Here is an 11,225-nt window from a genome sequence, read left to right as displayed (position 1 = left end):
CGACGTCATCATCCAGGTGCCGGGCCTGCCGCAGTCCGGTACCGCGCAGTGCTCGGTCTGGGCCGGTGACGGCTCGCACCGCATCCCGATGATGGAGCGGGCCAACCAGACCCCCGCGATCGACGTGGTGCGGATCCAGGTCAACTGAGCCGGCGCCCGCGACGCTGCGCCGTACGCACACCCGGGCCGCCCGGGGCAGAACTTGCCCCGGGCGGCCCGGGTGTGTTTGGCGCGGTGCCGCGAGCGGCTGGCGAGCGCGATGCCGGAGCGTGCGGGGAAATCGCCGCAGAAAACAGCCGGGGCGACGCCGAATCTCCAGCGTGACCCCGGTGTTCCCGATCGTGCGCGCGGTGGGGCTTAGCGGTTCTTGAAGGCCTCGACGACCGACACGGGGATCCGGCCCCGGTCGGAAATCTCGTAGCCGTTCTTGGTAGCCCATTCCCGGATCGCCCGGTTCTGCTCGCGATCCATTCCCGAGACCGGCGCGCGGCCTGGGCGGCGGACGGTCCGTCCGACGTCGACCGGCCCTCGGCCGATACGCCGGCCAGCGTTGATGTAGGGGTCGAGTGCCTTCCGGAGGGTGCCGGCGTTCTCGTCGGACACATCGATGGTGTACGCCACGCCGTCCAGGCTGAACTCGACGGTCCGATCCGCCTTCCCGCCGTCGAGGTCGTCCGTCAAGACGGTGATTACTTTCCGGGCCATCGCCAATTACTCCTTGTGTGGGGCGGGGTGTGTTACGAGTTTGACGTATCACCTGGCAAATCCGCAAGAATATGCCTCGTTTGCATTCGGCGCGTCGAGTTGGCCCCGATGCAATCCCGCTGCGTCGGTGGAATTTGCAGTACGCCTTGCTCCCGCGCGAGCCCGGGCTGTTCGCGTGTTCCGGGTCACATCGTGGAACAAGAAGGGTGGGCTGGGACTTGAGCCTGACACGCTCAAGTCAACGCGATGGCAGGTGTTTGATGGCAACTCTTCCGGTACTTCCCCTGACCGACGCCGTCCTGCTGCCCGGCATGGTCATCCCGGTGACCCTCGACCCGACCACCCAGGCGGCGGTCGACGCCGCGCGCGCGACCGGCGACAGGAAGCTCCTCGCCGTGCCCCGCATCGACGGCGAGTACGGCTCCGTCGGCGTGATCGCCACCATCGAGAAGGTCGGCCGGCTGCCCGACGGCGAACCGGCCGCCGTGGTCCGCGGCCTGTCCCGGGCCCGGATCGGCTCCGGCGTCCCCGGGCCCGGCGCGGCCCTCTGGGTCGAGGCGACCCAGCTCGACGAGCCCGCTCCGGCCGGAAGGGCCCGGGACCTCGCCCGCGAGTACCGCGCCCTGATGACCTCGGTCCTGCAACAGCGCGGCGCCTGGCAGGTGATCGACGCCATGGAGCGGATGACCGACCTCTCCGAGTTGGCCGACGCGGCCGGCTACGCGCCCTGGCTCACCCTGGTGCAGAAGACCGAACTGCTCGCCGCCGCGGACGTCACCGCCCGGCTGGAACTGCTGGTCGGCTGGGTGCGCGACCACCTGGCCGAGCAGGAGGTCACCGAGCGGATCAACAGCGACGTCCGTGAGGGCCTGGAGAAGTCCCAGCGCGAGTTCCTGCTCCGCCAGCAGCTCGCCGCGATCCGTAAGGAACTCGGCGAGGACGAGCCGGACGGCTCCGCCGACTACCGGGCCCGGGTGGAGGCCGCCACGCTGCCGGAGAAGGTCCGCGACGCGGCGCTGCGCGAGGTCGGCAAGCTGGAGCGGGCCAGCGACGCCTCCCCGGAGGCGGGGTGGATCCGGACCTGGCTCGACACGGTGCTGGAGATGCCGTGGACCACGCGCACCGAGGACAACACGGACCTCACCGCGGCCCGAGCGGTGCTCGACGCCGACCACGCCGGCCTGGCCGACGTGAAGGACCGCATCCTGGAGTACCTCGCGGTGCGCAACCGCCGCGCCAAGCGCAACCTCGGCGTGGTCGGCGGGCGCGGGTCCGGCGCGGTGCTCGCCCTCGCCGGCCCGCCCGGAGTCGGCAAGACCAGCCTCGGCGAGTCCGTGGCCCGGGCGCTCGGCCGCAACTTCGTCCGGGTCTCCCTCGGCGGCGTCCGCGACGAGGCGGAGATCCGGGGCCACCGGCGCACGTACGTCGGCGCGCTGCCCGGCCGGATCGTCCGCGCCCTGCGCGAGGCCGGCTCGATGAACCCGGTCGTGCTCCTCGACGAGGTGGACAAGCTGGCCGTCGGGTACGCCGGCGACCCCGCCGCCGCCCTGCTGGAGGTGCTCGACCCGGCGCAGAACCACACCTTCCGCGACCACTACCTCGAGGTCGACCTCGACCTGTCCGACGTGCTCTTCCTGGCCACCGCGAACGTGGTGGAAACCATCCCCGGCCCGCTGCTGGACCGAATGGAGTTGGTCACCCTCGACGGTTACACCGAGGACGAGAAGGCCGCCATCGCCCGCGACCACCTGCTGCCCCGGCAGCTCCAGCGGGCCGGCCTGACCGCCGAGGAGGTCACCGTCGCCGACGAGGCCCTCACGTCGATCGCGAGGGAGCACACCCGGGAGGCCGGCGTCCGGCAGCTCGAACGAGCCTTGGCGAAGATCCTGCGCAAGGTCGCCGTCGCCCTGGCGACCGACCCGGCGCCGGTGCGGGTGGACGCGGACAACCTGGCCCGCTACCTGGGCCGGCCCCGGTTCACCCCGGAGTCGGCGGAGCGGACGGCGGTGCCCGGCGTGGCGACCGGCCTCGCGGTCACCGGGGCGGGCGGCGACGTGCTCTTCATCGAGGCCACCAGCATGCAGGGCGAGCCGGGGCTGACCCTGACCGGCCAGCTCGGCGACGTGATGAAGGAGTCCGCGCACATCGCGCTGTCGTACCTGCGCTCCAACGGGCGCCGGTTCGGCATTGACCCGAACGCCCTCGCCGGGCGGCGGATCCACCTGCACGTCCCGGCGGGCGCGGTGCCGAAGGACGGGCCGAGCGCCGGCATCACCATGGTGACGGCCTTGGCCTCGCTGGTGACGGGCCGCCCGGTGCGGCCCGAGTTCGGGATGACCGGCGAGGTGACCCTCTCCGGGCGGGTGCTGCCCATCGGCGGGGTGAAGCAGAAGCTGCTCGCCGCGCACCGGGCCGGCCTGACCGAGGTGATCATCCCGGCGCGCAACGAGCCGGACCTGGACGACCTGCCGGCCGAGGTGCGCGAGGCGCTGACCGTGCACACCCTCGCCGACGTCGCAGACGTGCTCGCCCTGGCGCTGCGCCCGGCCGACGCCGACACCCGCACCGGCCCCGCCCTCACCACCGCCTGAGGTGTAAGCAGGGGCCCCGTGTTGTCGCATTGCGCGTAGCAGGGGGCCCCTGTCAAACGACGTCGGGGTGCCGGGCGCGGCGCGGCGGGATCACCGGGCGTCGGCAGCGCTCGTGCCCCGGGTCGGGGCCGACCATCGTCAGGGACGGTCGCGGTCGCGGCGTACCGTCGTCTTGCGGCCCTTGATGGTGCTGCCCCGCAGCCCGGCGATCACCTCGTCCGCCACGGCGGCCGGCACCTCGACCAGCGAGAACCGGTCCGCGATCTCGATCGAGCCGATGTCCCGGCCGCTGACCTGGGTCTCCCCGGTGATCGCTCCGACCAGGTCCTGCGGGCGCACCCCGGCGCGCCGGCCCAGCCCGATGAAGACCTGGGTGGTGCCCCCGGAGCGGGGACGCCCCGGCCGTCGCTCGCCACCACGCCCCTCCTGCCCCGGGCGCGCCTCGCGCGGCGGGCGGACCGCGACCTGCGGAATCTCCTCCTCGTCGTCGTCCGAGCCCGGGGAGGCGGCCTCGTGGGCCAGCTTCACCGCCGCGAGCGCGACCTCCATCATGTCGAACTCGTCCGACAGCGACTCCACGATCACCCGGAACGGCTCCAGGTCGTCCTCCAGCAGGCTCTCCCGCAGCGCCGCCTGGGTCAGCTCCAGCCGCCGGTTGCGCAGGTCGGCCGCCGTGGGGATCTTGTCGATGGCGATCCGCTGCCCGGTCACCCGCTCGATGGTCTTGAGCATCCGGTGCTCGCGTGGCTCCGCGAGGGTGATCGCCACCCCCTCCCGGCCCGCCCGCCCGACCCGGCCGATGCGGTGCACGTACGACTCCGGGGCCGACGGCACGTCGTAGTTGACCACATGGGTGAGCTGCTCGACGTCCAGGCCCCGGGCCGCCACGTCGGTAGCCACCAGCAGGTCCGCGGTGCCGGCGCGTAGCCGGCCCATCACCCGGTCCCGCTGCTCCTGGCTCATCCCGCCGTGCAACGCCTCGGCGCGGTAGCCCCGGCCGTTCATCGTCTCGGTGAGCCGGTCCACCTCCTCCCGGCTGCGGCAGAAGACGATAGCCGCGGTCGGCGACTCCACGTCCAGCACCCGGCCCAGCGCCGCCGGCTTGTGCGCCCGCGCCACGATGTACGCGCTCTGCCGCACCCGGGGCGTCTCGCCGGCCACCTGCTGCTCCCGGCCGATCTGGATGCGTACCGGGTCGGTCAGGTGCTGACGGGCCATCCCGTCGATCCGCGACGGCATGGTCGCCGAGAACAGCACCGTCTGGCGCTGCTGCGGGGCGTGCTCCAGGATCGCCTCGATGTCCTCGGCGAAGCCCATGTCGAGCATCTCGTCGGCCTCGTCCAGCACCACCGTGGCCAGGCCGCCCAGCCGCAGGGTGCCCCGGGCGATGTGGTCCAGCGCGCGGCCCGGGGTCGCCACCACCACGTCCACCCCCAGGTCCAGGGCGCGTAGCTGCCGGCCGATCGGCTGGCCGCCGTAGATCGGCAGCACCCGCGCGCCCAGGTCCTTGCCGTAGCGGTGGAACGCCTCCGACACCTGCACCGCCAGCTCCCGGGTGGGCACCAGCACCAGCGCCACCGGCTCTCCGCCGGCCCGCCCGTCCGGCATCCGGTGTAGCAGCGGCAGCGCGAAGGCGGCCGTCTTGCCGGTGCCGGTGGCGGCCTGGCCGAGCAGGTCCCGGCCGGCCAGCAGGGGAGGGATCGCCTCTCGTTGGATCGGCGTCGGCTCCTCGTAGCCGAGGGCGGACAGCGCGCCGAGCAGTTCGGCACGCAACCCGAGGTCGGTGAAGGCGCTCGCCTCGTCATCGACGCCGGGGGAGTGCGGGTCGGTCGGGGGATCCTGCCGTGCGGGTGCGGAACTCATGGGCAAAGCTTTTCATCACCCCGGCCGGCCCGCTGCGGCGACCTGCACAACGTCGTCCCCACCACGCTCACGACGCGGGTGGCCCGACGTCGTTGGCGAAGGTTCTTTCTGGGCGGCAATGGCCTAAGCTGGGCCCCAGCGCTCCCGTCGACGGTCTGCCCGACCGCCCGGCGGCGTTGCGCTGGGCAGGTCCGGCAGGTGGTCAACCCGACGCCCACCCCGGAAGAGGAACGATGCCCCACCGCAAACGCCCGGTCGCCCTCGCGGCCGCCACACTGCTCACCCTGGGCGCCCTGGCCGTCGTGCCGTCCATCGCGGCCGCCGCGCCCGACCCGGGCGGCCCCGTGAAGGTGAACCAGGTCGGGTACGTCCCCGGGACCCCCAAGCAGGCCACCGTGGTCAGCACGTCGACCAGCCCGCTCGCCTGGACGCTACGCAACGCCGCGGGCACGACCGTCGCCTCCGGCCAGACCACCGTACGCGGCACCGACGCCCTCTCCGGCGACAGCGTCCACGTCGCCGACTTCTCCGCCTACGACACCCTGGGCAGCGGCTACGTGCTCTCGGTCGGTGGGAACAGCAGCCACCCCTTCGACATCTCCGCCGACGCGGTGCGCAAGCTGCGTACCGACGCGCTGGCGTTCTTCTACCACCAGCGCAGCGGCACCCCGATCGAGTCGCGGTACGTCGGCACCCGGTACTCCCGTCCCGCCGGGCACGTCAACGTCGCCCCCAACCAGGGCGACAACGCGGTGCCCTGCCGCACCTCCTGCGGCTACACCCTCGACGTGCGTGGCGGCTGGTACGACGCCGGCGACCATGGCAAGTACGTCGTCAACGGCGGCCTGGCCACCTGGCAGCTACAGAACATCCACGAACGTGCCCTGCACGTGGCCGGGGCCGACCGGGCCGGGCTCGCCGACGGCACGCTGGCGATCCCCGAGCAGGCCAACAGGGTGCCCGACGTGCTGGACGAGGCGCGCTGGGAGCTGGAGTTCATGCTGAGGATGCAGGTGCCCGACGGCCGCACGAACGCCGGCATGGTGCACCACAAGATTCACGACCAGAACTGGACCGCGCTGCCGACCCGACCCGAGTTGGACAACCAGCCCCGGCTCCTCGCGCCGGTCAGCACCGCCGCGACCCTGAACCTGGCGGCGACCGCCGCGCAGGCGTCCCGGCTGTGGAAGTCGTACGACGCGACCTTCGCCGCCCGGGCGCTCGCCGCCGCCGAGAAGGCGTACGCCGCGGCGAAGGCCAACCCGAACCGGCTGGCGCCGGCCTCGGACAACACCGGCGGCGGCGCGTACGAGGACAACAACGTGGGTGACGAGTTCTACTGGGCGGCGGCCGAGTTGTACGCCACCACGGGTGCGGCCGGCTACCGCGCCGACGTGACCGGCTCGTCCTACTACAAGGGTGCCAGCTTCACCACCCACGGCTACGACTGGAACTGGACCGGTGGGCTCGGCGACACCACCCTGGCCCTGGTGCCGACCGGCCTGCCGGCCGCCGACGTCACCGCCACTAGGGCGGCGATCGCGGCCTTCGCCGACCGGCTGCTGACCCAGACCGCCAGGCAGGGCTACCCGGCCCCGGGCAGCGGCGACGGGACGTACTACTGGGGTTCCAACGGCACCGTCGCCAACAACGGCAACGTCCTGGCCCTCGCCTTCGACTTCACCGGTCAGCAGAAGTACCGCTCCGGGGCCTACGCCGCCTACGACTACCTGTTCGGCCGCAACCCGTTGAACCAGTCCTACGTGGCCGGCTACGGCGAGAAGCCGGTGCGCAACGTGCACCACCGGTTCTGGGCCAACCAGGCCGACTCGGCGCTGCCCACCGCACCGCCCGGCTCGCTCGCCGGCGGGCCGAACAGCCAACTGCAGGACCCGGTGGCCGTGGCCCAGCTCGCCGGTTGCAAGCCGCAGAAGTGCTTCGTCGACGACATCGGGGCGTACTCGGTCAACGAGGTGGCGATCAACTGGAACTCGGCGCTGGCCTGGCTGGCGAACTGGGCGGCGGAGCGGGCGGGCACCGGCGGCACCCCGCCGGACCCCACCCCGTCGCCGACCGTCTCGCCGTCGCCCACCACCCCGCCCACGACCACGCCGCCGCCGTCGGGCGGCTGCGCGGTGACGTACACGTCGTACAACTGGAGCAACGGCTTCAGCGGCAACCTGACCGTCACCAACAGTTCGGCCGCGGCGTGGCCGTCGTGGACGCTGACCTTCCGGTTCACTGCCGGCCAGCAGATCAGCCAGGGCTGGTCAGGAAAGTTCAGCCAGAGCGGCACCGAGGTCACGGTGACCAACGAGAGCTGGAACGGGGCGGTCGCCCCGGGCGGGTCGGTGAGCCTCGGCTTCAACGCCTCCTACACCGGCACCAACCCGGCCCCGGTGGGCTTCGCCGTCAACGGCACCGCCTGCACGCTGCGATGACCCGGTGACGAGGGTCGCCCGCCGCGCCCCGGCCGGTGGCCCTCGTCACGACGCGGCAGGTGGCAGGTCACGGCACTCCCGGCCGGCGCACCGCGAACCCGGCCGTCCTGCGCCCGATCCTTGCCGCCTGTCGTGAATCCCGCCCGCCGCCTGCTCGGTCGGTGAAGGGGCTGCGGGATCGACGACGTTCGGCGAAACTGGTCAGGGCCTCTTCCGACCGGGATCGAGGCCCGGGCGGACGGCCGGGGTGCCGCACCCACCCCGGCCGTCCAGCCTCGCGCGGCGGCGACAACGCCGGCCGCCCAGCCCCTGGCGCGCTCAGCGGCGCAAGCGCAGGTAGTCGAGTCCGTCATCCGTCGACGCGTCGCCGGGCCAAGTCAGCCGGTTGGCGAGCGGTGCGGCGGCTGCCGTGCGGGCCCGGAGAGGGCCCGCCGCGCGCATTCGGGGGAGATAGGAAGAATGTTCGGCCGCTCCCGGCTTCTTGTGATTACGGTGTGTTTCAAGGTAAGCGCGCCGTGTCGTACCGGGAGAGGGGACCCGACCATGCGAGTGCCCAACCGAAACCCCGGCCAGCAGCCCGGCACGTCCGTCGCGTCCACCGCCCCGGCGCGGAGTGTGCCGCGGGGCGTCGCCCCCCGCCCGGCCCCACCGGCGGTGGACCTCGACGCCTACCGGGCTGCCGTGACGGACCTGCTGGTCGAGGTCGGCGCGCTGGCCGACCCGGACTCGGCGGGGGCCCGACAGGTGTTGCTCGACGAGCGGCTGCGCGAGCCGGCGATCGCCGCGGTGTTCGACGCCACCGCTCAGGGCTTCGTCGGCGCCCGGGAGACGCTGCTGCTGGAGATGGCCCGCTACCAGCCCAACGCGCGCAACTCCGCCGGCGACCTGGCCGCTCTGGTAAGGATCTACCTGCTCTCCCGGATCGACGTGATGTGGTGGCGCGACGCCGCCGCCTTCATGACCGACGCGCAGGTCCACACCAGCACCGACCTGGTCGACCTGGAGTGGCTGCGCCGCCGCGATCTGCTCCGCTTCCGCTACCAGGGGCAGTCCGCCACCATCGTCGGCCGAAGCGTGCGGGCGGTAGGCTGCCGGCTGCTCCCGGACGCCCGGCCACGCACCGCCGGGCTGAGGTTCTGCCGGGCCCGGCGCGAGGTGATCGCCCTGCTCAACGACATCGGCCGCGAGTTCGCCCGCAGCGCCCCGCCCGGCACCCCGCCGCTGTGGGTGACCAGTCTGGTCCGTAGCGCCGAGCACCAGCACCAGCTACGTCGCCTCGGCTACGCCGCGATGGTGCCCAGCGGCCACTGCCTCGGCTACGCGGCCGACGTGGAGATGGCGTGGTTCCAGCGGTTCGGTGCCCGGGACGTCCTGGCCGGCCTGCTGCTGGCCCGGCAACAGGCCGGGGAGATCAACGTGGTCGACGAGGGGCAGGCCTGGCACCTGTGCCTCGCGCCCGCCGCCCGGGCGCGGTACCGCCGCGCGTACGAGGCCGAGATGGGGGTCTGAGCCGTGTGCGGCATCGCCCTGAGCATCGGCCCCGAGGCCGACCCGGCCACCTTCCGGCGGATGCTGGCCGTCCTCGCCCCGCGCGGCGAGGTGACCGAGACCCGCCGGGAGGCCAACCTGCTCGCCGGCACCCGCCGGCTGCGCATCGTCGACCGGGAGCGGGCGGTGCAGCCCTGGGTCTCCGCCGACGAGCGCCTGCTGCTCTGCTACAACGGCGAGGTCTTCAACCACCGTGAGCTGCGTGCCGAGCTGACCCGGCTGGGGCACCTGTTCCGCAGCGCGAGTGACACTGAGGTGGTGCTCGTCGCCTTCGAGCGCTGGGGCGAGGACGCGGTGCACCGGCTGCGCGGCGAGTACGCCTTCGTCGTGGTCGAGCGGGCCACCGGCCGGGCCTACCTGGCCCGCGACCCGCTGGGGGTGAAGCCGCTGTACTGGTCCCGGGTGCCCGGCTGCCTGCACCTGGCCAGCGAGGTCAAGGCCCTGGTCGGGCACGGCGCCCCGGTCGGCGAGGTGCCCCCGGGGCACCACGGCTGGGCGGAGCCGGGCGGCCACGTCCGGCTCCACCCGTACGTCGACGTGCGCACCCTCGGCGATGGGCTGCCGGTGGTGGACGACCCGGACGAGGCCGCCCTGCTCGTCCGGGCCGCCCTCACCGACAGCATCCGGACGCGGGTGGACACCGACCTCACTGTCCGGGCCATCGCCGACGGGCGGGCCAGGCCGGACTACACGGTGCTGGAACACGCCCGGGACCTGGTCGGCGCGGCGAAGTGGAACGCCGCGCCGGTGGTCCGCCGGCTGGCTGGCCCGCGCGCCACGCGCCGGACCCCGGTCGGCTGACGGGCGATCCCGACCACCGTGGCCCGGCCCACTGGGGCCATCGCTTTGATCGGCACCCGGGCGGTCGGTGCGGTCGGTCAGGCAGTGAGCAGCAACGCGCCCACGCCGGCGAACGTGGCGGCCACCGCGAGCAGGGCACCGGCGGCCAGGAACCGGCCCAGCGGCACGGCCACCCCGGCGGCCCGGCACCGCTCGTACCACAGCAGGGTGGCCAGCGACGCCCACGGCGTGACCAGCGGGCCGGCGTTCGTGCCGATCAGCAGGGCCAGCAGCCGGGTCGCGTCGCCGGGCGGGAGCACCGCCTCGCCCGCCACGTACGCGGGCAGGTTGTTCACCACGTTGGACAGCAGCGTGCCCGTCGCGCCGGCCCGCAGCGCGCCGAGCGCCCCGCCGTCCGGGCCGACCAGCACCCCGACGAGGTCGTCGAGCCCGTGCCGGCCGAGGGTCTGCACCACCAGGAACAGGCCGGTGACGAAGACCAACAGCCGCCACGGCACCAGCGTCGGGCGCAGCGCGCCCCGGTTGCGCGCGGCGAAGCCGGCCAACACCAGCGCGGTGGCCACCGCCGAGGCGGTCCCGACCTCCACCCCGGCGAGGATCCCGGCGACGAGGAGCAGGCAGCCGGCGAGCGCGATCCGGTAGAGCACCCGGTCGGCGGGCGCGGGCCGTGTGGGCGCGACGAACCGGTCGACCCCGCGCCGCCCCCGACGCCAGTAGCCGACCCAGAGCAGCGCCATGGTGACCGCGATCGTGGCGGCCTGCGGCAGCGCCATCCGCGCTGCGTACGGCAGCGGGTCGAGGCCGATCCGGTCGGCGGCGAGCAGGTTGGTCAGGTTCGACACCGGCAGCAGCAGGCTGGCCGTGTTGGCCAGCCACACGGTCGTCAGCGCCAGCGGCAGCGGCGGCATGCCCAGCCTGCGGGCCAGCGCCAGCATCACCGGTGTGAGCAGGACCGCCGTGGTGTCCAGGTTCAACGCGATCGTGGTGGCGGAGGCGAAGCCGACACAGAGCACGAACAGCGCCGGATAGCTGCCCCGGGCGGCGCTGGCCAGCCGGCTGGCCAGCACGTCGAACACGCCGGCCACCGCCGTCAGCTCGGCCAGCACCACCACCGTGCCGAGGAACAGCAGCAGCGGCAGGATGCGCCCCAGGGTGGCCACGCTCTCGGCGCGGGGCAGCAGCCCGGTCAGCGCGCAGGTCGCCCCGAGCAGCGCCAGCGCCAGCGCCACCCGGTCGAGCGGGTGCAGCCGGCGCAGTCGTGCAGGGGCCGGGCCGG

Annotated in this window: 6 protein-coding genes and 1 pseudogene; 4 read left to right on the top strand and 3 right to left on the bottom strand. The window is 73.6% G+C overall.

Annotation, left to right across the window (positions count from 1 at the left end):
- Positions 1-357: 357 nt before the first annotated feature.
- Positions 358-705 carry an Lsr2 family protein gene (locus MCAG_RS01805; RefSeq protein ID WP_007071287.1) on the bottom strand — a complete coding sequence of 116 codons (348 nt, stop codon included), beginning with the start codon at positions 703-705 and terminating at the stop codon, positions 358-360.
- A 260-nt stretch (positions 706-965) separates the two neighbouring features.
- On the opposite strand from MCAG_RS01805, the gene lon reads away from it, so the two are divergent.
- A complete protein-coding gene (lon, locus tag MCAG_RS01800; RefSeq protein ID WP_036371923.1) occupies positions 966-3,296 on the top strand; it encodes an endopeptidase La in 2,331 nt (776 codons plus the stop codon).
- A 138-nt stretch (positions 3,297-3,434) separates the two neighbouring features.
- On the opposite strand, the gene MCAG_RS01795 is transcribed toward lon, so the two are convergent.
- A complete protein-coding gene (locus tag MCAG_RS01795) occupies positions 3,435-5,159 on the bottom strand; it encodes a DEAD/DEAH box helicase (RefSeq protein WP_036371920.1) in 1,725 nt (574 codons plus the stop codon).
- Positions 5,160-5,392: 233 nt separating this feature from the next.
- On the opposite strand from MCAG_RS01795, the gene MCAG_RS01790 reads away from it, so the two are divergent.
- The 3 genes and pseudogenes from MCAG_RS01790 to MCAG_RS01780 form a co-directional block, all read left to right on the top strand.
- Positions 5,393-7,600 (top strand): glycoside hydrolase family 9 protein, encoded by a 2,208-nt coding sequence (locus tag MCAG_RS01790; RefSeq protein ID WP_007071284.1) that lies wholly within the window; start codon positions 5,393-5,395, stop codon positions 7,598-7,600.
- A 543-nt stretch (positions 7,601-8,143) separates the two neighbouring features.
- Positions 8,144-9,109, top strand: coding sequence for a DUF5715 family protein (locus tag MCAG_RS01785; RefSeq protein ID WP_007071283.1), 966 nt, complete (start codon positions 8,144-8,146; stop codon positions 9,107-9,109).
- A gap of 3 nt (positions 9,110-9,112) precedes the next feature.
- A pseudogene (locus MCAG_RS01780) lies at positions 9,113-9,865 on the top strand (asparagine synthetase B); the annotation flags it as partial.
- Positions 9,866-10,026: 161 nt separating this feature from the next.
- On the opposite strand, the gene MCAG_RS01775 reads toward MCAG_RS01780, so the two are convergent.
- Complete coding sequence (locus tag MCAG_RS01775; protein ID WP_007071281.1) at positions 10,027-11,196, bottom strand: SLC13 family permease; 1,170 nt, start codon at positions 11,194-11,196, stop codon at positions 10,027-10,029.
- Between the last annotated feature and the right edge of the window lie 29 nt (positions 11,197-11,225).

The sequence above is a fragment of the Micromonospora sp. ATCC 39149 genome (assembly GCF_000158815.1).
Taxonomy (GTDB): domain Bacteria; phylum Actinomycetota; class Actinomycetes; order Mycobacteriales; family Micromonosporaceae; genus Micromonospora.
Note: the sequence above shows the minus strand (reverse complement) of the source record. Positions and strands in the feature narration are given on the sequence as shown.

Excerpts from the sequence above, each read along its gene's own strand:
- MCAG_RS01805 (WP_007071287.1), bottom strand. The coding sequence starts at position 705 with ATGGCCCGGAAAGTAATCACCGTCTTGACGGACGACCTCGACGGCGGG.
- lon (WP_036371923.1), top strand. The coding sequence starts at position 966 with ATGGCAACTCTTCCGGTACTTCCCCTGACCGACGCCGTCCTGCTGCCC.
- MCAG_RS01795 (WP_036371920.1), bottom strand. The coding sequence starts at position 5,159 with ATGAGTTCCGCACCCGCACGGCAGGATCCCCCGACCGACCCGCACTCC.
- MCAG_RS01790 (WP_007071284.1), top strand. The coding sequence starts at position 5,393 with ATGCCCCACCGCAAACGCCCGGTCGCCCTCGCGGCCGCCACACTGCTC.
- MCAG_RS01785 (WP_007071283.1), top strand. The coding sequence starts at position 8,144 with ATGCGAGTGCCCAACCGAAACCCCGGCCAGCAGCCCGGCACGTCCGTC.